The 21,151-nt window shown below is 68.9% G+C and carries 18 protein-coding genes and 1 pseudogene; 8 read left to right on the top strand and 11 right to left on the bottom strand.

The window, feature by feature from the left end; genetic code table 11:
* The 6 genes and pseudogenes from purU to D3218_RS18890 form a co-directional block, all read right to left on the bottom strand.
* Nucleotides 1-136, bottom strand: a pseudogene (purU, locus tag D3218_RS18915) (formyltetrahydrofolate deformylase); the annotation flags it as partial.
* Nucleotides 137-167: 31 nt separating this feature from the next.
* Nucleotides 168-1,475, bottom strand: coding sequence for a type III glutamate--ammonia ligase (gene glnT / locus D3218_RS18910; RefSeq protein WP_119541637.1), 1,308 nt, complete (start codon nucleotides 1,473-1,475; stop codon nucleotides 168-170).
* Nucleotides 1,476-1,572: 97 nt separating this feature from the next.
* Nucleotides 1,573-2,901: an FMN-binding glutamate synthase family protein gene (locus tag D3218_RS18905; protein ID WP_119541636.1), complete on the bottom strand. Its 1,329-nt coding sequence runs from the start codon at nucleotides 2,899-2,901 to the stop codon at nucleotides 1,573-1,575.
* A gap of 22 nt (nucleotides 2,902-2,923) precedes the next feature.
* Nucleotides 2,924-3,610, bottom strand: a complete 687-nt coding sequence (locus D3218_RS18900; RefSeq protein ID WP_119541635.1) for a GltB/FmdC/FwdC-like GXGXG domain-containing protein — start codon at nucleotides 3,608-3,610, stop codon at nucleotides 2,924-2,926.
* A gap of 35 nt (nucleotides 3,611-3,645) precedes the next feature.
* Nucleotides 3,646-4,557 (bottom strand): class II glutamine amidotransferase, encoded by a 912-nt coding sequence (locus D3218_RS18895; RefSeq protein ID WP_119541634.1) that lies wholly within the window; start codon nucleotides 4,555-4,557, stop codon nucleotides 3,646-3,648.
* 160 nt (nucleotides 4,558-4,717) lie between these two features.
* Complete coding sequence (locus D3218_RS18890; protein WP_119541633.1) at nucleotides 4,718-5,428, bottom strand: helix-turn-helix domain-containing protein; 711 nt, start codon at nucleotides 5,426-5,428, stop codon at nucleotides 4,718-4,720.
* Nucleotides 5,429-5,908: 480 nt separating this feature from the next.
* Between D3218_RS18890 and D3218_RS18885 the strand changes: the two genes are divergently transcribed.
* The 7 genes from D3218_RS18885 to D3218_RS18855 all read left to right on the top strand — a co-directional run bounded on the left by D3218_RS18885 (nucleotide 5,909) and on the right by D3218_RS18855 (nucleotide 15,385).
* Nucleotides 5,909-7,621 (top strand): trimethylamine N-oxide permease, encoded by a 1,713-nt coding sequence (locus D3218_RS18885; RefSeq protein ID WP_119541632.1) that lies wholly within the window; start codon nucleotides 5,909-5,911, stop codon nucleotides 7,619-7,621.
* Nucleotides 7,622-7,677: 56 nt separating this feature from the next.
* Nucleotides 7,678-8,280 carry a dimethylamine monooxygenase subunit DmmA family protein gene (locus D3218_RS18880; RefSeq protein ID WP_119541643.1) on the top strand — a complete coding sequence of 201 codons (603 nt, stop codon included), beginning with the start codon at nucleotides 7,678-7,680 and terminating at the stop codon, nucleotides 8,278-8,280.
* Nucleotides 8,277-9,242: a PDR/VanB family oxidoreductase gene (locus tag D3218_RS18875; RefSeq protein ID WP_119541631.1), complete on the top strand. Its 966-nt coding sequence runs from the start codon at nucleotides 8,277-8,279 to the stop codon at nucleotides 9,240-9,242. The genes D3218_RS18880 and D3218_RS18875 overlap by 4 nt, the downstream gene beginning before the upstream one ends.
* A 14-nt stretch (nucleotides 9,243-9,256) precedes the next feature.
* The gene (locus D3218_RS18870) at nucleotides 9,257-10,297 is read left to right on the top strand and encodes a heme-dependent oxidative N-demethylase family protein (protein WP_119541630.1); all 1,041 of its coding nucleotides are present in this window, start codon (nucleotides 9,257-9,259) and stop codon (nucleotides 10,295-10,297) included.
* A 49-nt stretch (nucleotides 10,298-10,346) separates the two neighbouring features.
* Complete coding sequence (locus D3218_RS18865) at nucleotides 10,347-11,480, top strand: aminomethyl transferase family protein (protein WP_119541629.1); 1,134 nt, start codon at nucleotides 10,347-10,349, stop codon at nucleotides 11,478-11,480.
* A gap of 52 nt (nucleotides 11,481-11,532) precedes the next feature.
* Nucleotides 11,533-12,888 (top strand): NAD(P)-binding domain-containing protein, encoded by a 1,356-nt coding sequence (locus tag D3218_RS18860; RefSeq protein ID WP_119541628.1) that lies wholly within the window; start codon nucleotides 11,533-11,535, stop codon nucleotides 12,886-12,888.
* Nucleotides 12,889-12,988: 100 nt separating this feature from the next.
* The gene (locus D3218_RS18855; protein ID WP_245415123.1) at nucleotides 12,989-15,385 is read left to right on the top strand and encodes a trimethylamine N-oxide demethylase; all 2,397 of its coding nucleotides are present in this window, start codon (nucleotides 12,989-12,991) and stop codon (nucleotides 15,383-15,385) included.
* Between the two features lie 37 nt (nucleotides 15,386-15,422).
* On the opposite strand, the gene D3218_RS18850 is transcribed toward D3218_RS18855, so the two are convergent.
* Entirely contained in the window at nucleotides 15,423-16,325 is a 903-nt protein-coding gene (locus D3218_RS18850; protein WP_119541627.1) for a LysR family transcriptional regulator, read from the bottom strand.
* Nucleotides 16,326-16,513: 188 nt separating this feature from the next.
* Here D3218_RS18850 and D3218_RS18845 point away from each other — a divergent pair, with 188 nt between their 5' ends.
* Nucleotides 16,514-16,918 carry a RidA family protein gene (locus D3218_RS18845; RefSeq protein ID WP_119541626.1) on the top strand — a complete coding sequence of 135 codons (405 nt, stop codon included), beginning with the start codon at nucleotides 16,514-16,516 and terminating at the stop codon, nucleotides 16,916-16,918.
* A gap of 52 nt (nucleotides 16,919-16,970) precedes the next feature.
* Here the strand turns inward: D3218_RS18845 and D3218_RS18840 are convergent, their stop codons facing one another.
* Genes D3218_RS18840 through D3218_RS18825 form a run of 4 tightly spaced genes read right to left on the bottom strand, consistent with a single transcriptional unit; the run spans nucleotide 16,971 to nucleotide 21,138 of the window.
* Nucleotides 16,971-18,035 carry an ABC transporter ATP-binding protein gene (locus D3218_RS18840; protein WP_119541625.1) on the bottom strand — a complete coding sequence of 355 codons (1,065 nt, stop codon included), beginning with the start codon at nucleotides 18,033-18,035 and terminating at the stop codon, nucleotides 16,971-16,973.
* Between the two features lie 10 nt (nucleotides 18,036-18,045).
* On the bottom strand, nucleotides 18,046-18,864 hold the full coding sequence (locus D3218_RS18835) for a carbohydrate ABC transporter permease (RefSeq protein ID WP_119541624.1): 819 nt from the start codon (nucleotides 18,862-18,864) through the stop codon (nucleotides 18,046-18,048).
* A 13-nt stretch (nucleotides 18,865-18,877) separates the two neighbouring features.
* Nucleotides 18,878-19,804 (bottom strand): carbohydrate ABC transporter permease, encoded by a 927-nt coding sequence (locus D3218_RS18830; RefSeq protein ID WP_119541623.1) that lies wholly within the window; start codon nucleotides 19,802-19,804, stop codon nucleotides 18,878-18,880.
* Nucleotides 19,804-21,138, bottom strand: coding sequence for an ABC transporter substrate-binding protein (locus tag D3218_RS18825; RefSeq protein WP_119541641.1), 1,335 nt, complete (start codon nucleotides 21,136-21,138; stop codon nucleotides 19,804-19,806). The genes D3218_RS18830 and D3218_RS18825 overlap by 1 nt, the downstream gene beginning before the upstream one ends.
* Nucleotides 21,139-21,151: the final 13 nt, after the last annotated feature.

Below are 21,151 nucleotides of genomic sequence, written 5' to 3'. Positions count from 1 at the left end.
AGAAGCGCCCGCTCTCCAGGTCGTCGAACTGCGCCGAATCGACGATGTTGCACCCCTTCCCAGACAGGTACGTCGAGATCGCCGCAACGATCCCGCGCGCCGTCGGACAGGTCACCGTCAGGACAAAGCGCTCCACGGAGGCGGAACGGGCGGCAGGCTGCGCGATCTCAGACATCGAAGGCATTGTCCCGTTCCCAGGCGGTGAAGTGGTTGCAGTAGCTGGTCCACTCCAGTTGCTTCAGCTTCAGGTAGGCGGCGGAGAATTCCGCGCCCATCGCGGACTTCAGCGATGCGTCCTCGTCGAAGCGGCGCAGGGCGTCCAGGAGGTTGAGGGGCAGCTTGGGCGCGTCGGTGACCGTGTGCCCCTCGCGATACATGTCGATGTCGTGGTGCGGGCCGGGATCGGCGCTGCCCTGGATGCCGTCGAGGCCGGCGGCGATGATCACGGCCTGGAGCAGGTAGGGGTTCACCGCGCCGTCGGGCAGGCGCAGCTCGAAGCGGCCGGGCCCCGGCACGCGCACCATGTGGGTGCGGTTGTTGCCGGTCCAGGTCACGGAGTTCGGCGCCCAGGTCGCGCCCGAGATGGTGCGCGGCGCGTTGATGCGCTTGTAGGAGTTGACGGTCGGGTTGGTGATCGCCGCCAGCGCCGAGGCGTGCTTCATGATGCCGCCGAGGAAGTGGCGCCCCTTGGCCGACAGGCCGAAGGGCTCGGCCTTGTCGGCGAAGGCGTTCTGCGTCCCGTCCGCGTTCCAGACCGAGATGTGGCAATGGCAGCCGTTGCCGGTCAGCCCCTTGAAGGGCTTGGGCATGAAGGTGGCGCGCAGCCCGTGCTTCTCGGCGACGGACTTGACCATGAACTTGAAGAAGGAGTGCTTGTCGGCGGTCGCCAGAGCGTCGTCGTATTCCCAGTTCATCTCGAACTGGCCGTTCGCGTCCTCGTGGTCGTTCTGGTAGGGCTTCCAGCCGAGCGCCAGCATGTGGTCGCAGATCTCGGCGATCACGTCGTAGCGGCGCATCACGGCCTGCTGGTCGTAGCAGGGCTTCTCGGCGGTATCGAGGTCGTCGGAGATGCGCCCGCCGTCGGGCGTCGTCAGGAAGAACTCGGCCTCCACGCCGGTCTTCACCCGCAGCCCCTGCGCCGCCGCCTGCTCCACCAGACGCTTGAGCACGACGCGCGGCGCCTGGTCGACGGGCCGGTCCTCCATCACCCCGTCCGCCGGCACCCAGGCCACTTCCGGCTTCCAGGGAAGCTGGATCACCGAGCCGGGGTCCGGCATGGCGAAGAGATCGGGATGGGCCGGGGTGAGGTCGAGCCAGGTGGCGAAGCCCGCGAACCCCGCGCCGTCCTTCTGCATCTCCGCGATCGCCTGCGCCGGCACGAGCTTGGCCCGCTGGCCGCCGAACAGGTCGGTGTAGCTGATCATGAAGTACTTCACGCCGCGCTCGGCGGCAAAGGCGGAGAGATCGGTGATCACGGCATGTCCCCTGGGATGACGGACTGGAGCGGAAGTGGGCGGCGGTCCGGCCCGCTTCCCCCGAAGAGCCGGCCGGACGAGGAAGGCGATGCGGCGGCTAGAAGCCGGTCTTGCCCGGGATCCATCCGGTGCCCGCGAGCGGCACCTGCGCCATGGCGGAGGCTTCGATCGTCAGCGCCACGAGGTCCTCGGGCTCCAGGTTGTGGAGGTGATTGTGGCCGCAGGCGCGGGCGATCGTCTGCGCCTCGAGCGTCATCACCTTGAGGTAGTTCGCCAGACGGCGGCCGGCGGTGACCGGATCCACGCGCTTCATCAGCTCGGGGTCCTGCGTGGTGATGCCGGCCGGGTCCTTGCCCTCGTGCCAGTCGTCGTAGGCGCCGGCCGTGGTGCCGAGCTTCCGGTACTCGCCCTCCCACTTCGGGTCGTTGTCGCCGATGGCTACCAGCGCCGCCGTGCCGATCGCCACCGCGTCGGCGCCGAGCGCCAGCGCCTTGGCGACGTCGGCGCCCGAGCGGATGCCGCCGGACACGACGAGCTGCACCTTGCGGTGCATGCCGAGGTCCTGCAGCGCCTGCACGGCGGGGCGCACGCAGGCGAGCGTCGGCATGCCGACATTCTCGATGAACACGTCCTGCGTCGCCGCCGTGCCGCCCTGCATGCCGTCGAGCACCACGACGTCGGCGCCCGCCTTCACCGCCAGCGCGGTGTCGTAGTAGGGGCGCGCGCCGCCGACCTTGATGTAGATCGGCTTCTCCCAGTCGGTGATCTCGCGCAGTTCCAGGATCTTGATCTCGAGATCGTCCGGGCCGGTCCAGTCCGGATGGCGGCAGGCCGAACGCTGGTCGATGCCTTCGGGCAGGTTGCGCATCCGGGCGACGCGCGGCGAGATCTTCTGGCCGAGCAGCATGCCGCCGCCGCCTGGCTTGGCCCCCTGCCCCACCACGACCTCGATCGCATCGGCGCGGCGCAGGTCGGCCGGGTTCATGCCGTAGCGCGAGGGCAGGTACTGGTAGACCAGCGTCTGCGAATGGCCGCGCTCCTCGTCGGTCATGCCGCCGTCGCCCGTGGTGGTGGAGGTGCCGGCGATCGTCGCGCCGCGCCCCAGCGCCTCCTTGGCCGGGCCGGAAAGGGCGCCGAAGCTCATGCCCGCGATCGTGATCGGGATCTTGAGGTGGATCGGCTTCTTGGCGAAGCGCGTGCCCAGCGTGACCGAGGTGTCGCAGCGCTCGCGATAGCCCTCCAGCGGATAGCGCGAGATCGATGCGCCCAGGAACAGGAGGTCGTCGAAATGGGGCACCTTGCGCTTGGTGCCGCCGCCGCGGATGTCGTAGATGCCGGTCGCCGCCGCCCGGCGGATCTCGGCCATCGTGTGGTCGTCGAACGTCGCCGACTTCTTCGGCGGCATGGGCGGGTTCTGGTAGCTCATCGGATCGTCTCCCGCCCGCCGCTCAATAGGCGTCGGCATTGTCGATGTTGAAGGTGTAGAGGGTGCGGGCCGAGCCGTAGCGGCGGAACTCCGAAGCGGCGACGCCTTCCACCCCGGCCTTGGCGAGAAGGTCGTCCAGGATCTCGAGATGCTCGGGCCGCATCTCCTTCTCGATGCAGTCGGCGCCGAGGCTCTTCACCGTGCCGCGCACGAAGAGACGGGCCTCGTAGAGCGAGTCGCCCAGCGCCTCGCCCGCGTCGCCCAGCACCACGAGGTTGCCGGACTGCGCCATGAACGCCGACATGTGGCCGATCGACCCGTGGACCACGATGTCGATGCCCTTCATCGAGATGCCGCAGCGGGAGGCCGCGTTGCCCTTGATGACGAGCAGGCCGCCCCGCCCGGTGGCGCCGGCATACTGCGAAGCGTCGCCCTCGATCACCACGGTGCCCGACATCATGTTCTCGGCGACGCCGGGGCCGGCGGAGCCCTCCACCGTGACCGCGCCGCCGTCGTTCATGCCGGCGCAGTAGTAGCCGACCGGCCCCTTCACCTGGACCGCGACGGCGCTGTCGATCCCGACGGCCACCGCATGGGCGCCGCGCGGGTTGACCACCTCGAAGGCGGTGTCGTTGGCGCCGGCCGGAATGGCGTGGAGGGCCTGGTTCAGCGCGCGCAGCGGCGTGACGGCCAAGTCGAAGACGGGCATCGTTGATCCTCGGGATAAGGAAGGGCGTTGGCGCCTCAGGCGGCGGCCTTGTCGTGGTCCCAGAAGTAGACGGTGGCGGGCTCGGGCTCCCAGACGCGGGCTGTCTCGATGCCCGGCAGGTTCACCAGCGCCCGGTATTCCGAGCCGAAGGCGACGTACTGGTCGGTCTCGGCCATCACCGCCGGCTTGCAGGCGATGGGATCGCGCAACACGCCGAAGCCGGACCGGGTGCCGACCACGAAGGTGAAGAAGCCGTCCAGGTCATCCAGGGCGCCGGTCAGGGCCTGCCCGAGATCCTTGCCGGTCTCCATCTCGGCGGTGAGATAGGCCGCCGCCACCTCCGAATCGTTCTGCGTCTCGAAGCGCATGCCCTTGCGCATCATCTCGCGGCGGAGGTTGTTGTGGTTCGACAGCGAGCCGTTGTGTACGAGGCACTGGTCGGCGCCGGTCGAGAAGGGATGGGCGCCGAGCGTGGTGACGGCCGATTCCGTGGCCATGCGCGTGTGGCCGATGCCGTGCGTGCCGCCCATCTCGGCCACGCCGAAGCGGGCGACGACGTCCTTCGGCAGGCCGACCTCCTTGTAGATCTCGACGCTGGTGCCCGCCCCCATCACGCGCACGTCCGGCGCGACCTCGGCCAGCGCGGCGCGCACGGCATCCAGCCGGTCGGCGGGCAGTGAGACCACGGCGTGGGTGCTCTTGACGGCGACCCGGGCGGCCCCGCCCGAAGCGTCGGACAGCGCGGCCTCGAGCCCGGGGAAGTCGCGCGCCGGGTTCGGCGACTGGACGGTGATCTTGGCCACACCCTCCGCCTCGCCGCCGTAGATCGCGATGCCGGCCGAATCCGGCCCCCGATCGGTCATGGTGACCAACATGTCCGACAGGAGCGCGCCGAGCCGAGGCTCCAGCGACTTGTCCTTCAGGAACAGTCCGACGATGCCGCACATGGGGCAGATCCTTGGGTGCGAGGGGCGGAAGGTGATGCGCCCATCTAAGCCCAAGCCGAAAAGCATTTCAACTGGCAAGAAAGGATTTTTCCTAAGGATCAATCCTTGTGCAGATTGCCTCCCATGCGGCAGCCGGCGGACGCCCCTTCCGCCGGCGCGCCTAAGGAGCGGGCGTGCTGGCCTGCGGGTAGCAGATGATCGTGAGGTAGCGGGCGGGCAGCGTCACCAGTTCCTCCGGCCCGTGCGGCGCGTCGGCGTCGAAGAACAGGCTGTCGCCCGGCCGCAGGGTGAAGAGGCGGTCGGCATGCCGATAAACGACCTCGCCTTCCAGCATGTAGAGGAACTCCATGCCGAGGTGCTGGAAGGTCGGGAAGACGTCGGACTCGGTGGTAAGGGTGATGAGGTAGGGCTCCACCGTCACCCCGCTGGAATTGCTGTCGATATGGCCGAGGAGATTGTACTGGTGGCCGGCGCGGGTGCCGCGCCGCTCCAGCTCCACCCCCTCGCCCGCCCGCACGAACACGGCGTTGCGCGCGTCCTCGAAGCGGCGGAAGAAGGCCGTCATCGGCACGCCGAGGCCGCGCGACAGCGCATGCAGCGTGGTGAGCGAGGGCGAGATGTTGCCGTTCTCGATCTTGGACAGCATGCCGAGCGACAGGCCGGTGGCCGAAGCGAGGTCGGAGACGGTGATTCCGAGCCTCTTGCGGAAGGCGCGGACCTCGTGGCCGATGGCCATCTCGAGGTTGTTCTCCTTGGGCTCTCGTAGGTCGTGCGGGTTCTGGGCCAGCGGCGCGGCGCGCGGCGGGGCGGCCGCCGCCTCGTCGGCGAGGGGCGCCGGCTTCTGCGCGGACTTCTGCGAACGGCCGGCCATGGCGGATCCTTCCTGCGATAAGGGAAACGGGTGTGAGCCTATATCCCGGGTGAAATCCCATCAACTCACAGGAAAGTAACCCAGGGCGGGCGGACGGCCATCGCGACCGAATGCCCCGGCGCGAAACGGCGCCGCTTCAGGAGGCGTCCACAGCGTCGCGAGCCTGCGCGAGTTTTCGGCCGAATGCCTCCGAAATCAGCATCTCAGGAAATAAGTATTCCCTTCAAGAAAAAGATTTGACAGACGGCGGCAGCTTGGGAATGATCGCCCCATCGGAGGCAGAAGCAAATGCCGCTCGACCTCCAGTAGAGATGCGCGTCGGTTGGTTGCCGCGTCGTCGAAGCGTCCGGCAAACACCGACATCCAAAGACGAGATCGTCGCCCGGAAAGCGAAGGCCAACAACAATCCCAGGAAGACGAGCGGGCGACGGCAGCCCGCTCGAGCATGACAGCCCCCTCATCTTGGCGCGGAGTTCGCAAATGTCGACGGCAGCGGCAGTCTCTACCCTTCCCGAAGCGGGCAAGCTGCATAGGACGATCGATTGGACGGGAGCCTTCTGGGTCGCCAGCGGCGTTCCGGCCCTCGTCCTCTTCTCCATCGGCGGCATCGCCGGCACGGTCGGCACCTTGGCCTTTGCGGTGTGGATCACCTCCATGATCATGGGACTGATCCAGTCCTTCACCTATGCCGAGATCGCCGGGCTGTTTCCCAACAAGTCCGGCGGCGCGTCGATCTACGGCGCCTCGGCCTGGGTGCGCTACGCCAAGCCGATCGCTCCCCTCTCGGTCTGGTGCAACTGGTTCGCTTGGTCGCCCGTGCTCTCGCTCGGCTGCTCGATCGCCGCGGCCTACATCCTCAACGCGCTGGCACCGGTGCCCGCGGTGGACAGCGCCGCCGTGACCGGCTGGCTCGCCGAGAACGGCGCCGCGCTCACGGTGCCGGACGCCGAGAAGGCGGCCGCCGCCGTCACGGCGCTGACGCCCACGATCCGTACCTGGACCTTCTTCCAGACGACGCTCGGGCCGGTCTCGCTCTCGCTCAACGCCGCCTTCTTCATCGGGGCGATCCTGATGCTGGTGACCTTCGCCGTCCAGCATCGCGGCATCCTCGGCACCGCCAAGGTGCAGAAGTACATCGGCCTCACCGTGATCGTCCCCATGCTGATCGTCGGCGTCGTGCCGCTGGTCACCGGCACGGTGAACTGGTCGAACTTCTCGCCGCTCGTCCCTCTCGCCACGCCCTACGTCGCCGAGCCCGGTTCCTGGAACATCGCCGGCTGGACGCTGGTGCTCGGCGGCATGTTCATCGCCGCCTGGTCGACCTACGGCTTCGAGACGGCGGTCTGCTACACGAGCGAGTTCCGCGACCCGGGCAAGGATACGTTCAAGGCGATCTTCTTCTCCGGCCTCCTGTGCCTCGCCCTGTTCAGCCTCGTGCCCTTCACCTTCCAGGGCGTGCTCGGCCTCGACGGCATGCTGGAGACGCCGATCGTCGACGGTTCGGGCGTGGCGGCCGCGATGGCGCACATGGTGGGCGGCGGGCAGATCGTCGAAAGCATCCTGGTGATGCTGATGATCCTCGCGCTGATGCTGTGCCTGATGACCGCGATGGCCGGCTCCTCGCGCACGCTCTACCAGGGCTCGGTGGACGGCTGGCTGCCCCGCTACCTGTCGCACGTCAACGAGCACGGCGCGCCGACGCGGGCGATGTGGACCGACCTCGTGGTCAACCTCTTCGTGCTCGCCATCGCCTGCGCGGACGCCACCAGCTTCTTCTTCATCCTCGCCGTGTCCAACTGCGGCTACATCATCTTCAACTTCCTCAACCTCAACGCCGGCTGGATCCACCGGATGGACTCCGGCCACATCCCCCGCCCCTACAAGGCGCCCACCATCCTGCTCGTGCTGGGCGGCTGCTTCGCCTTCCTCAACGCGGTGTTCATGGGCGCGGGCGCCAAGGTCTGGAACCCGACCGCGCTGTGGGCCGGCATCGTCACCGCCGCGCTGATCGTCCCGGTCTTCTGCTACCGCCACTACATCCAGGATCGCGGCCGCTTTCCCGAGCAGATGCTCGCCGACCTCGGCATCGCGCCCGGCGCGAGGATGGAGCGCAAGGCGGGAATCCTCCCCTACCTGACCCTGGGCGCGGGCGCCGCCGTCGTGCTGATCGCCAACTGGATCTTCACGATCTGATCTTGCCGACGGAGAAGCGGCCCCGCCGCTTCTCCCGGCCCCGAAAGACCGATTTCATGCAGCCTTCACCGATCAAGAGCCGTCCGATCTACGCGCCCCTCTCGCCCACCGAAACCGCGCGCCGCCATATCCTGGCGGCCGAGGGCGAAGGCGCCCGGGCGATCGAGGCGGCGCTGGACGGGCGTCCCGACCTCCTGCGCCTAGCCACCATCGTCTACGTGCCGCGCGCCAGCCTGTCCGAGGCGCATGCCGAGCGCCTCGCGGCGCTCGGGGCCGACGCCCTCCATGTGCTTCCCAGCGTCGACACGGCGCTGACGCGGCTTCGCGGACTTCTGGCGGGCGCCGCGATGGGGACCCGGCTCTACGTCGCGGGTGCCGAGGACTTCCTCGGCCGGGTCGCCGCGCTCGCGGACGGGTTCGGGATCGACGAGGACGCGATCCAGCGCGAGCATCGCGGATCGCTGGCGCGCCGGGTGCAATGCGTCCACTGCAAGGGCTTTGCGGACGACGTGACGGCGAGCCCCTTCCGTTGCCCGCATTGCGGTGTCCCGCTCCTGGTCCGGGACCACTACTCCCGCCGCCTGGGCGCCTTCATGGGCGTCTCGATCGACGCGGAGGCGCCCGGCGACGTCCCCGCCGCCGAGGAGTTCCCGGCATGAGCGGCCCGAGCGAATTCGCGGTGCGCGTGGTGGAGGCGGAGCATCTCGGCCCCTCGGTGAAGCGCCTGCGCATGGAGCGCCGCGACGGCGAGCCGCTGCCCCCCTACTCCGCCGGATCCCACACCGTGCTGACCCTGGAGACCGGCGCCGGCCGCCTGCGCAACGCCTATTCGCTGCTCGGCGCGACGCTCGGCGGGGGACGGGCCTACGAGGTCGCGGTGCTGCGCAGCCCGCAGTCGCGCGGCGGCTCGGCCTTCATCCACGACACGGTCGGGCCCGGCACCGAACTCACCCTCGGCGCGCCGGTGAACCTGTTTCCCCTGAACCGCAGGGCGCGCCGCCACGTGCTGGTCGCCGGCGGCATCGGCATCACGCCGATCGCGGCGATGGCGCGGGAACTGGCCGAGGCGAGCATGCCCTTCGAGCTCCACTACGCGATGCGCGACGAGGCCAGCGGCGCCTTCGCGCAGGCGCTGGCGGACCGTCACGGGTCCCGCGTGCGGCTCTATGTCAGCCGGCGCCAGGAGCGCCTGGCCGTGGCCGAGATCCTGCGCCACCAGCCGCTCGGCACGCATCTCTACGTCTGCGGCCCCGAACGCATGATCGAGGGCGTCCTCGCCGACGCCCGCGCGCAAGGGTGGCCCGACAGCGCGCTCCATGCCGAACGCTTCCTGGCGCCGGCGGGCGGCGAGCCCTTCGACGTGACGCTCCGCCGATCGGGCGTGCGGGCACGCGTCGGCGAGCATCAGACCTTGCTGGAGGCCATCGAGGCGGCCGGCGTGGAAGCGCCCTACCTGTGCCGCGGCGGGGCGTGCGGGGCCTGCGAGACGCGGGTGCTCGAACACGACGGCGAGCTTCTCCACGCCGACCATTTCCTGGGCGAGGCCGAACGGCGCTCCGGCCGGACGATCATGACCTGTGTCTCGCGCCTCAAGGGCCGCGAACTCGTGCTCGACCTCTAAGGGGAGACGAACGGATGACCCTCTCGTTCAAGGCCGAAACCTTCCGCGACGACTACACCTATCGCAACAGCCCCGAGGGCATACGGCACTTTCCCTTCCCCTTCGACCGCGACGAATACATGTACGCGGTCAACATCGAGCAGCACGTGCCGGGCCCGGTGCAGTCGGCGACCGAGTTCCCGATCCACATCGACGAACACTATGTCGCCGAGATGGAGGACCGCGCCATCACGCTGCGCGAGGACCCGCTGCGCTGCCAGTCGCTCCCGCACATGGAGCTGGCGGGATGGGAGCTCGTGGAACTGCTGATGACCTCCATGTCCCGGCACTATCCGGAGCACTTCTCCCTCGCCGTGGACGGGGACCGCTGGCACTGGGTCAACCGGCCGCTCGGCATCGACCAGCACTTCACCTTCGGCGAGGCCGCCACCCTGCCGATGCCGCCGATGGAGTACGTGACGCGCCAGTGCCAGGGCGACTTCTGCCTGCTCGACCAGCGCGACGACAATCTCTGGATGGACGCCGGGATGGTGACGTCCCAGGCCGACTGGTCGCTGGATTTCGACCTCGGAATGAACTTCATCGAATGGCACGGACCGGTGCCGCTGGCGCACGACCTCGGCGTGTTCGACCGGGCGCTCAAGTTCCTCCTCAACCTCCAGCAGGGCCGGCCCGTGCGCCGGCTCAACTGGACGATGACGATCAATCCGCGCCTCGACACGAGCCCCGAGAACTACCATCGCTGGGGCATCGACAAGGCCAGCGTGACCCCGGAGAACGTCGCCGGCAAGGTGCATCTGCGGGTGGAGCTCCAGGCGCTGTGGCGCCTGCCGCGCTCCAACGCCATCGTGTTCTCGATCCGCTGCTACCTGATCTCGCTGGAGGAGCTGGCGACCCAGCGCAAGTGGGCCCGCCGCCTCCACCGCGTTCTGCGAAGCCTGCCGCCGGAGATCGCCGACTACAAGGGGCTCGGGCGCTTCCGCGACACGGCGATCGATTGGCTGGCGCGCCACGACAACGGCGCGCCGACCTCGCCGGGCTTCGGACCGGACTGAGCCGCCCCCCTTTTCGCCCACGGCCTGACGCACAACGGGAGACTGATCGATGACCGCATCCTGGCGCTTTTCCACCCTCGCCGACCGCCACCGGGCGCTCGGCTCCAAGCTCGAGGACTGGAGCGGCATGGGGACGGCCTGGTCCTACGACGGCGATCCCGAGGCGGAATATCTCGCGATCCGCACCAAGGCGGGGCTGATGGACGTGTCCGGCCTGAAGAAGGTCCACGTCACCGGCGCTCACGCCTCGCACATCCTCGACCTCGCGACCACGCGCAACGTCGAGAAGATCTATCCCGGCCGCTCGGCCTATGCCTGCATGCTGAACGACGCCGGCAAGTTCACCGACGACTGCATCCTCTACCGCACCGGCCCCAACAGCTGGATGGTGGTCCACGGCTCGGGAACCGGCCACGAGGAGCTGCAGCGCGCCGCGGTCGGTCGCGACGTGTCGATCCGCTTCGACGACAACCTCCACGACCTGTCGCTCCAGGGGCCGCTCGCCGTCGACTACCTGGCGCCGCACGTGCCGGGCATCCGCGACCTTCCCTATTTCCACCACATGCAGACGCAGCTCTTCGGCCTGCCGGTGATGATCTCGCGCACCGGCTACACCGGCGAGCGGGGCTACGAAATCTTCTGCCGGGGCCAGGACGCCCCCGCGATCTGGGACCGCATCCTGGAGGAAGGCGCCGGAATGGGCATCATCCCCTGCCGCTTCACGACGCTCGACATGCTGCGGGTGGAGAGCTACCTCTTGTTCTACCCCTACGACAACTCGCAGAAGTACCCGTTCGCCGGCGAGGGCCCCGGCGACACGCTCTGGGAGCTCGGCCTCACCTTCACCGTCAGCCCCGGCAAGACCGGCTTTCGCGGCGCCGAGGAGCACTACCGCCTCGAGGGCCGGGAGCGGTTCAAGATCTTCGGCTTGAAGCTCGAGGGCACCGAGCCCGCCGACGAGGGCGCGCCGGTCCATCGCGGCGACAAGCAGGTGGGCGTCGCCACCTGCGGCATGTATTCGCCGCTCGCCGAGGCCTCGATGGCCATCGCGCGCCTCGACGTCGACTGCGCCGTGCCCGGCGTGGACCTCGTCGTCCACAACGCCTCCGGCCCGATCAAGGCGGTGGCGCACGAACTTCCCTTCGACGATCCGAAGAAGCTGAAGCGGACGGCCAAGGGCTGAGCCCGGACGTTCGGAAGCCTCGGATCAAGCCATTCTCATGGGAGATATCGGAATGCGAAAGCGGATCGCCGTCATCGGTGCCGGCCCGAGCGGGCTGGCCGTCCTGCGTGCCTTCGAGACGGCGCGCCGCGCCGGGGTCGACGTGCCGGAGATCATCTGCTTCGAGAAGCAGGCCAATTGGGGCGGGCTCTGGAACTACACCTGGCGGACCGGCCTCGACGAGTTCGGCGAACCCGTCCACGGCTCGATGTACCGCTACCTGTGGTCGAACGGGCCGAAGGAGTGCCTGGAATTTGCCGACTATTCCTTCGAGGAGCATTTCGGTCGGCCGATCCCCTCCTATCCGCCGCGCGCCGTGCTGCACGACTACATCGCCGGGCGCGTCGAGAAGAGCGGCGTGCGCGCCTACTGCAAGTTCAACCATGCGGTGAAGAACGTCACCTTCGAGCCGGAGACCAACCGCTTCGCCGTCACGGTGAAGGATCTCGTCGGCGACCAGGTGGTCACCGAGGCGTTCGACCACGTGTTCGTCGCCAACGGCCATTTCTCGACGCCCAACGTGCCGTACTTCCAGGGCATCGAGAGCTTCCTCGGGCGCGTCATGCACGCCCACGACTTCCGCGCGGCGGACGAGTTCGCCGGAAAGCACGTGCTCCTCGTCGGCTCCAGCTACTCGGCCGAGGACATCGGGACGCAGTGCCACAAGTACGGCGCGGCCTCGGTCACCTTCAGCTACCGCACCAAGCCGATGGGCTTCGACTGGCCGGACAGCTTCGAGGAGAAGCCGCTCCTGGAGAAGCTCGTGGGCAACACGGCGCACTTCAAGGACGGCAGCACCAAGACGGTGGACGCCATCGTCCTGTGCACGGGCTATCTCAACCACTACCCGTTCCTGGAGGACTCGCTCCGGCTGAAGACGCGCAATCGGCTCTTCCCGCCCAACCTCTACAAGGGCATCGTGTTCGAGCCCAATCCGGGCCTGTTCTACATCGGCGCGCAGGACCAGTTCTACACGTTCAACATGTTCGACGCGCAGGCCTGGTACGCGCGCGACATCGTGCTCGGCCGCATCGCGCTGCCCGAGCCGGACGCGATGCACGCCGACAGCGAGGCCTGGACCCGGCGCGAGGAGGCGCTCGCCGACGCCGAGGAGATGATCGACTTCCAGACCGACTACCTGCGCGATCTCCTGGCGCCGACCGACTATCCCTTCCTGGACGTCGACAAGGTGGCCGGGCTCTTCAAGGAATGGGAGCACCACAAGGCGGAGGGCATCCTCACCTATCGCGACCGTTCCTACCGCTCGACGATCACGGGCAACATGGCGCCGGTCCATCACACGCCCTGGATGGACGCGATGGACGATTCGCTGGAAGCCTTCCTGCGCGTCAGGGAAGCGGCCGAGTAGCGAAAGGGCCGGCAGAACGGAGGACGGCTTCCCGCCGTCCGCCCGACCCCGGCCATAAACGCGCCGTACCACCCGCGTTTCCAGGGAAAGGACCCGCCGCATGAATGTCTGGATGGGCGAGCGAGGCGCCGAGGCGCTTCCCCAGCCGGTGATGCGACCGACCTCCGCGATCCTGCGCGGCGGTGACGCCCGGCTCTTCGCGCTTCGGGCGGGCGACCGGCTGACGCTCCGCAACCTGGAAGGCGGCCAGCCCGTCGACATCCACGCGCTGGGGCCCGAGGACGCGCTGGCGGGGATGCCGGAGGCCGTCGCCGGCCGGACGGAGGAGATCGCCGCCGCGCTGCCGCCGGCGGCCGCCGAGGCCCTTCGCCGCCACGCCGGCGGTTCCGTCCTGTCGGCGAGCCTGTTCGACGCGACCGCACCGGCCGGTGCCGCGCGCACGCTGGAGGCGGCCGCCGACCTTCTGTGCGTCGTCGCCGCGCCGGGCGGCGCTATGGCCCCCGACGCACAGGACACGCCGACCGACGTCCTGGTCGAAATCGTGCCCGCCGCGCCGCGGACCGGCGAGATTCCCCCGCCGCTCGCCCCCGAGATGGTGGCGGACCTGCGGATCGCGGCGGCCACGGCCGCCGCCTACGAGGTGAAGGCCGGCCAGTACATCCAGATCATCGACGTCGACGGGCGACAGTGCTCCGACTTCCTCGCCTTCGACGCCGTCGAGCTCGCGGCCGGCCACGAATACGATCTCGACCCGACCGTGACGCGCACCCTGATGGGATCGAGCTTCTCCGGTCCGGGCCTCCATTCCAAGTATTTCGATCAGCGGATGAAGCCCCTCGTCGAGGTGGTTCAGGACACGGTCGGGCGGCACGACACGTTCCTCCTCGCCTGCACCGCGAAGTACTACGAGGACATGGGCTATCCCGGCCATTCCAACTGCACCGAGAACTTCAACCGCACCCTGGCGAGATACGGCGTCACGGAGCGGCAGGGCTGGCCGGCGATCAACTTCTTCTACAACACGTTCGTCGACGCGCACGGCCGCATCGGCATGGACGAGCCGTGGTCGCGGCCCGGCGACTACGTTCTGCTGCGCGCGCTGACCGACCTCGTCTGCGCCTCGTCCTCCTGCGCCGACGACATCGACCCCGCGAACGGCTGGGTCCCGACCGACATCCACGTGCGGGTGTACGACGCCACCTGCCATTTCCCCAACGGGAGCGCCCACCGCATGACGCCCGACGCCGAACCCCGCCTCAGCCGCGAGACCGGCTTCCACTCCCGCACCTCCGCCCTGACGCGCAAGTTCGAGGACTATCGCGGCTTCTGGCTGGCGAGCTGCTACTCGGCCGCCGGCCCGATCGAGGAATACTGGGCCTGCCGCGAGCGCGCGGTGGTGATCGACCTGTCGGCGCTGCGCAAGTTCGAGATCACGGGGCCGGACGCGGAAGACCTCCTGCAGCTCGCCGTGCCGCGCAACGTGAAGAAGCTCGCCGTCGGCCAGGTCGTCTACACGCCGCTCTGCTACGACCACGGCGGGATGATCGACGACGGCACGATCTTCCGCATGGGCGCGCACAACTTCCGCTGGATCTGCGGCGACGAGTTCTCCGGCGCCTGGCTGCGGGACCTCGCGGCCAAGCACGGGCTGAAGGCGTTCGTGCGCAATTCCAGCGACCAGCTCCACAATCTCGCGGTGCAGGGTCCGCGCTCGCGGGCGATCCTGGCACAGGTCATGGTCACGCCGCCGCATCAGCCGCGGATCGCCGAGCTGAAATGGTTCCGCTTCACCGTCGGGCGCATCGCCGGGCGCCCGGTGGTGGTCTCGCGCACGGGCTACACGGGCGAGCTCGGCTTCGAGGTCTGGTGCCATCCGACCGACGCGCCGCTCGTGTGGGACGCGATCATGGCGGCGGGCGAGCCGGAGGGGCTCACCCCGATGGGTCTGCTCGCGCTCGACATGGTTCGGATCGAGGCGGGCCTGATCTTCGCGGGCTACGACTTCTCCGACGAGACGGACCCGTTCGAGGCCGGCATCGGCTTCAGCGTGCCGAAGGAGAAGCCCGACCCCTATGTCGGCGACGCGGCGATCGCGCGCCGGCGCGACCATGCCCATCGCCGCATGGTCGGCCTCGACATCGCCGGCAACGAGCCGATCGGCCACGGCGACCCGGTCCATGTCGGCCGGGCGCAGGTGGGCGTCGTCACGAGCGCGGTGAAGTCGCCGATCCTCGGCAAGTCGATCGCGCTCGCGCGCCTCGACGTCTCCGTCGCCGAACCGGGGACGCGCGTCGAGATCGGCAAGCTCGACGGACACCAGAAGCGGATCGCGGCGAGCGTCGTGGCGTTCCCGCATTTCGACCCGCAGAAGACGCGGGTGCGGGCGGAGGAGCCGAAGACGGCCGATCCGCAGGCCGCCCCTCCCCGGTCCGACGCCGCCTCGGTGGTGACCGACGATCCGCGCGGCGCCGTGCAGCGCGGCGTCGCGGGGCCCTGACGCGGCGATACGGGCGGCTGGCCCGGTCGCCGCCCGGTCACTCGTCGCCGAGTTCGTCGGCGAGGCGATCGATGAACAGACGGGCGCGCGCCGGAAGGTGGCGACGGTTGGCATAGAGGACCGAGATCGCCACGGGCTCGCGCGTCAGCCCGGCGAGCACGGGGACGAGCCGACCGGCGTCGAGGTCGCAGCTCACGAGGAAGCGCGGCAGCTCGGCGATGCCGAAGCCCGCCAGCGCCATGTCGCGGATCGCCTCTGCGCTGTCGAGAAGCACGCGTCCGGGGCCGGCGATCGACGCCTCGCCGCCTTGGGCCGACTTCACCGCCCATCGCATGGCCGTGCCTCCGCCGCCGAAATGCAGGCGGTCGTGATCCGCCAGATCGCCGGCGGAGGCCGGCATGCTGCGCGCCGCGAGATAGTCGGGGGCCGCACAGAGCAGGACCTTCGAGCGCGCGATGGTCCGCCCGACGATGTCGGCCCCGGTCGCGGTGCTGCCCATGCGCACCACGAGATCGACCCCCTCACCCACGAGATCCACCGGCCGATCGGTGAAGCCGATCTCGGCCGACAGTTCGGGCCAGTCGCGCAGGTATCGCTGGAGCACGGGCAGGACCCGGAGACGGCCGTAGGCTGCCGGGAGCGACAGCCGCAGGACCCCGCGCGGCCTGGCGTCCTCGTGCCGGATCGCGGCATCCGCCTCCTCGAGGTCGAGAAGGATGGCCCGCATGCGGCGGAGGTACAGCGAGCCGTCGCCCGTCAGCGTCACCTTGCGCGTGGTGCGGTGGAGGAGCCGCGTGCCGAGCCTTGCTTCGAGCCGCGCGAGCGCCTTGCCGAGCGCCGAGCGCGACAGGCCCGTGGCGCGCGCCGCCTTCGAGAAGCTCTGCGCGTCGGCGACGGCCACGAACGCCTGAATGGCGCCAAGGTCCGGAATGTCGGCCATCGTTCCCCTCGGTGCACGGCGGGCCCCGCAAAGGGGAACCCCATTCCCCAATCTCGGACATATGTGTCGTCCTGCAGACAGGAAGCGAGGCGCGGCGTGAGCGATCCGGCGTCGGACGGTGGGTGTCCGACCCCCTCGAGCCGGCAACGCTCGAAGCCCTCGCGCCTCAGAACCGGACAGGAACCGCGATGACCGCCATCACCCGCCTCAACCCGCCGACGCTCACCGACTTCGGTGCGCAGGGCTTCTCCCACATCTCGATCGCCGAACCCGGACGCATCGCGCACATCTCCGGCCAGGTTGCCTGGACCACCGAGGGCGGGAGCGTCCCGGACGATCTGGTGGAGCAGATCCGCGTCATCGGCCGCAACGTCCGGCACACGCTGGAGGCAATCGGCGCCACGCCGCACGACGTCGTCGCCGCTCGCTTCTACGTCACCGACCTGACGCAGGAGCGGCTCGGCCGGCTGATGGGCCCGTTGCGCGACATCTTCGACGGCGCGCAGCCGTCGCTGACCGGGATCGGCGTCGCGGCACTGGCCGGACCCGGCCTCCAGGCCGAACTCGAACTGACCGTCCGCATCCCGGACTGACGCCCGCGCTCCGTCCCGGTTCGGGCCACGGGGAACGAAGCGGCCGTGGCGCCTAGCGCGCGGTCTCGATCCGGCTGCCGTTCGCGCCATCGAACAGATGGATGGCAGCCGGGTCGAACCGCACCGGGATGGTCTCGCCGGGCCGCAGCGCGAGGCGCTCCCGGAACAGGCAGGAGATCGGCTGGTCGCCGAGCCGGGCCGCGACCATCACCTCCGATCCCGTCGGCTCCACGACCTCGATCCGGATCGGCACGCCCTTGGCGTCGATGCGCACGTGCTCGGGACGAACGCCGTAGGTCGCCTCGCCCGCCCCGCCGGGCTCGACGCCCGCGGGAAGCGGGAACCGGTGGCCGTCCGCGGTGACGAACCGGTCGGCGTCGACCCAGCCGCCGATGAAGCTCATCGCGGGGGACCCGATGAAACCGGCCACGAACGTGTTGGCCGGGCGATCGTAGAGCTCCAGCGGCGCACCGACCTGCTCGACGCGCCCCTCGCGCATCACCACGATCTTGTCGGCCATGGTCATGGCTTCGATCTGGTCGTGCGTGACGTAGACGATCGTGGTGCCGAGGCGCTGGTGGAGGTTCTTGATCTCCGTGCGCATCGAGACGCGCAGCTTGGCGTCGAGGTTGGACAGGGGCTCGTCGAACAGGAACACCTGGGGATCGCGCACGATCGCCCGGCCCATGGCGACGCGCTGGCGCTGACCGCCCGAGAGCTGGCGCGGGAAGCGGTCGAGCAGGTGCGACAGGGCGAGGATCTCGGCCGCCGGCCGCACCCGGCGCTCGATCTCGCCCTTTGCCGCGTTCTTCAGCTTCAGCGCGAAGCCCATGTTGTCGGCCACCGACATGTGCGGATAGAGCGCGTAGTTCTGGAACACCATGGCGATGTCCCGCTCCTTGGCCGGCAGGTCGTTGACCACCCGCCCGCCGATCAGGATCTCGCCGTCCGAAATCTCCTCGAGCCCGGCGAGCATGCGCAGAAGCGTGGACTTGCCGCAGCCCGACGGCCCCACCAGCACCACGAACTCGCCGTCGGCGATGTCGATGGACACGCCGTGGATCGTGGCGACGGCTCCGTAGCTCTTCTTCACGTTGCGGATGGTGACGGGGGCCATGGGCGGCTTCCTACTTGACGGCGCCGGCCGTGAGTCCGGCGACGATCTGGCGCTGGGCGAGGATCGTCAGGACGAGGACCGGAAAGGTCACCACGAGCGCGGCGGCGGCCAGCGGCCCCCAGCTCACCTGCTCGAAGGACAGCATGTTGTAGACGGCGACGGGCAGCGTGCGCGTCTCGCGGCTGGCCAGCACGATGCCGAAGACGAAGTTGTTCCAGGAGAAGATGACCGCGAGGATCAGCGAGACCACGATGCCCGGCCGGGCGATCGGCAGCGCCACCTTGGAGAAGACCTGCCAGCCGGTAGCGCCGTCGATGACGGCAGCCTCCTCGAGCTCCAGCGGCGTCGTCTCGAAATAGCCGATCATCACCCAGATCACGATCGGCACGGTGACCACGAGATGGATCACGATCTGCGGCCAGAGCGTGCCGAGAAGGCCGATCGTCTGGAACAGGAGGAAGAGCGGGATCAGGAAGGACAGTCCCGGCGTCATGCGCGCGATCATGATGACGATGGCGGCCTTGTCGGCCTTTAGCCGGGCGATGCCGTAGCCGGCGGGAACGCCGACCAGGAGCGCGAGAAGCGTCGCCGTGCCGGTCACCAGGATCGAGTTCCAGAAGTAGAGGAGGAAGTCGTTCTCGGCGAAGATGCGCGTGTAGTTCACCCACGCGATGCGCTCGGGGACGAGGATCGGCGGATAGGCGCCGTTGTCGATCTCGAACTTGAGCGACAGCGACAGCATCCAGACGAAGAAGAAGACGGCCGGCGACACGAAGACGAGGCCGAGGAACAGGAGGCCGGCGCGGTCGAGGAAGCGGCGGAGCGTCATGGGTCGGATCCTCTCAGCCGTTCCACTTCGCCCGCTGCTTCAGGTGCAGCATGACGAGCGACATGGCGACGATGACCACGAAGAAGACCACGGCGATCGCCGATCCGTAGCCGATGTCGTAGTAAGAGAAGGCGACGTTGTAGAGGTAGATGTTGATCGTCTCGGACGCCGTGCCGGGTCCGCCCTGCGTCATCGCGTAGATGATGTCGAAGCTCTTCAGAGCGTCGATGGAGCGGATGATCACCGCCACCATCATGAAGGGCGCGATCAGCGGCAGGGTGATGTAGCGGAACTTCTGCCAGCCGTTCGCTCCGTCGATCTCGGCCCCCTCGTAGGGCTCGCGAGGCAGCGAGGCGAGGCCGCCGAGCACGATCAGCATCACCAGAGGCGTCCACTGCCAGGTTTCCACGAGGACCAGCGAGGGGATCACCGTGGACTGGTCGTAGATCCACGACTGCTCCGGCAGGCCGACCAGCGACAGGAGGTAGTTGAGGACCCCGAGCGAGGGGTTGAACATCATCGTCCAGACCAGCGCGATGGCGACCGGCGTCGCCATCATGGGCATCACGAAGATCGCGCGCAGGACGCCCTTCATCGGCATCCGGGAATCGAACAGGACGGCGGCGATGGTTCCCAGGATCAACGGCGCGATCACCGAGAGGATCGTGTAGACGAGCGCGTGGCCCATCGATTCCCAGAACCGCGCGTCGGTCGCCAGACGCGCGTAGTTCTCCCAGCCGACGAACGAGACCTCGCCGCCGAGCCGCCAGGCGTTGACGCTCATCCAGAGCGTGAACGCCCAGGGGAAGACGATCACCGCCACCACGACCGCGAGCGCGGGAATGACGAAGGGCCAGTAGCTCGGGCGCAGCCGCCCCCGCCCCCTCGTGGCGGCACGCGCCGCCACGGTCTCGCCGGCCTGGGAGGTCAGGACGCTCATCAGGCCTCGCTGCGCTCCAGGATCGGCTTGAACTGCTCCGTCGCGGTCTTCAGCTCTGACGCCGGATCGGCGCCCCCCAGAAGATTGGTGAGGGCGACGCCGTACACGTCGCGGAACTCGGTGACCGGGACGATCACCGGCAGCGCGATCTGGCTGATCCTGGCGGACTCCGACACGGCGGTCGCCCAGTCCTTCGGCATGGTCACGCCGGCGAGCACATCCGGATCGTTGACGATCGAGTTGCGGAAGGGCACGCCGGCGCCGGTCTGGAAGAGACGTGCGCCCATCTCCTTCGAGATCGCCCACTGGCAGTAGAGATAGGCCGCCTCCTTCTTCTGGGAGGCTTCGGCGACGCCGAGCCCGTCGCCGAACGTGGGCGCGGCACGGGTCTTCGGGCCGGCCGGCATCACGCCGTAGCCGACCTTGCCGACGACGCGCGAAAGCTCCGGGTTCTCGAGCGGCGCGGCGAAGCCGATCCCGTCGAGCCACATGCCGACCTTGCCCTGGAGGAAGGCCGACTGGCACTCCGACCAGTTGAAGCCGGTGACGCCGCGCGGTGCCGTCTCGGTCATCAGTTCCTGATAGGTCGTGGCGGCCGCGACCGCATCGGCGTTGTCGGTGTTGAGCTGGCCGTCGTCGCCCACCGCCTTCTGGTCGTAGCCGAGCATCAGGGCCGTCCAGACCGGGGTGTTGGCGTTCTTCATGCCGCGGGCGACGAAGCCGGACGTGCCGGCGTCGTTGTCCTTGAGCGCCTTGGCGGCCGCGACCATCGCGTCGAAGGTCTCGGGATATTCGAGGTTCTTGGCCGCGAAGAGGTCCTTGTTCCAGTAGATGATCCAGTAGTCGACCGAGAACGGCAGGGCGCGCAGGGCGCCGCCCGCATCCTTCGCGTACTGCATGCCGGCCTGCGCGAAGTCGTCTTCGGTGAGCGCCGCGTCGGTGAGCGTCGGATCCTTCATGAAGCCCGACAGGTCGGCGAGCCACCCGCCCTTCTCGAACTGGCGCTTCTGGACGTGGAAGCTGATGTGCACGACGTCGAAGCTCGGGCGGCCGGAGGTCAGCTCGATCACCGCCTTCTGGCGCTGCTGCTGCTCGGGCGTCATCTCCGAATTGACCTTGATGCCGGTGAGTTCCTCGAACTCCGTCTGGTGCTTGCGCAGGAGCTCGCCGCGCGGCGACTTGATGAGGTTCACCTCGATCTCCGTGCCGGCGTACTTCTTCCAGTCGACGCCGGCCGCCAGCGACGGCCGGACGCCGGCCAGCGCCAGCGCGCCGAGGGCCGCGGTGCCCGCCAGGAAGCGGCGGCGCGAAAGACGGAGCGTGTCGTGCGTCATGATGGGCATCCTC

This window comes from Aureimonas flava, from assembly GCF_003583935.1.
In the GTDB taxonomy this organism is placed as follows: domain Bacteria; phylum Pseudomonadota; class Alphaproteobacteria; order Rhizobiales; family Rhizobiaceae; genus Aureimonas; species Aureimonas flava.
Note: the sequence above shows the minus strand (reverse complement) of the source record. Positions and strands in the feature narration are given on the sequence as shown.

Bases quoted from the DNA above. Each gene is read 5' to 3' on its own strand.
- D3218_RS18825 (WP_119541641.1), bottom strand. From the start codon at position 21,138: ATGACGCACGACACGCTCCGTCTTTCGCGCCGCCGCTTCCTGGCGGGC.
- D3218_RS18865 (WP_119541629.1), top strand. From the start codon at position 10,347: ATGACCGCATCCTGGCGCTTTTCCACCCTCGCCGACCGCCACCGGGCG.
- D3218_RS18860 (WP_119541628.1), top strand. From the start codon at position 11,533: ATGCGAAAGCGGATCGCCGTCATCGGTGCCGGCCCGAGCGGGCTGGCC.
- D3218_RS18885 (WP_119541632.1), top strand. From the start codon at position 5,909: ATGTCGACGGCAGCGGCAGTCTCTACCCTTCCCGAAGCGGGCAAGCTG.
- D3218_RS18880 (WP_119541643.1), top strand. From the start codon at position 7,678: ATGCAGCCTTCACCGATCAAGAGCCGTCCGATCTACGCGCCCCTCTCG.
- D3218_RS18840 (WP_119541625.1), bottom strand. From the start codon at position 18,035: ATGGCCCCCGTCACCATCCGCAACGTGAAGAAGAGCTACGGAGCCGTC.
- D3218_RS18845 (WP_119541626.1), top strand. From the start codon at position 16,514: ATGACCGCCATCACCCGCCTCAACCCGCCGACGCTCACCGACTTCGGT.
- D3218_RS18830 (WP_119541623.1), bottom strand. From the start codon at position 19,804: ATGAGCGTCCTGACCTCCCAGGCCGGCGAGACCGTGGCGGCGCGTGCC.
- D3218_RS18870 (WP_119541630.1), top strand. From the start codon at position 9,257: ATGACCCTCTCGTTCAAGGCCGAAACCTTCCGCGACGACTACACCTAT.
- D3218_RS18835 (WP_119541624.1), bottom strand. From the start codon at position 18,864: ATGACGCTCCGCCGCTTCCTCGACCGCGCCGGCCTCCTGTTCCTCGGC.
- D3218_RS18850 (WP_119541627.1), bottom strand. From the start codon at position 16,325: ATGGCCGACATTCCGGACCTTGGCGCCATTCAGGCGTTCGTGGCCGTC.
- D3218_RS18900 (WP_119541635.1), bottom strand. From the start codon at position 3,610: ATGCCCGTCTTCGACTTGGCCGTCACGCCGCTGCGCGCGCTGAACCAG.
- D3218_RS18890 (WP_119541633.1), bottom strand. From the start codon at position 5,428: ATGGCCGGCCGTTCGCAGAAGTCCGCGCAGAAGCCGGCGCCCCTCGCC.
- D3218_RS18855 (WP_245415123.1), top strand. From the start codon at position 12,989: ATGAATGTCTGGATGGGCGAGCGAGGCGCCGAGGCGCTTCCCCAGCCG.
- D3218_RS18905 (WP_119541636.1), bottom strand. From the start codon at position 2,901: ATGAGCTACCAGAACCCGCCCATGCCGCCGAAGAAGTCGGCGACGTTC.
- D3218_RS18875 (WP_119541631.1), top strand. From the start codon at position 8,277: ATGAGCGGCCCGAGCGAATTCGCGGTGCGCGTGGTGGAGGCGGAGCAT.
- D3218_RS18895 (WP_119541634.1), bottom strand. From the start codon at position 4,557: ATGTGCGGCATCGTCGGACTGTTCCTGAAGGACAAGTCGCTGGAGCCT.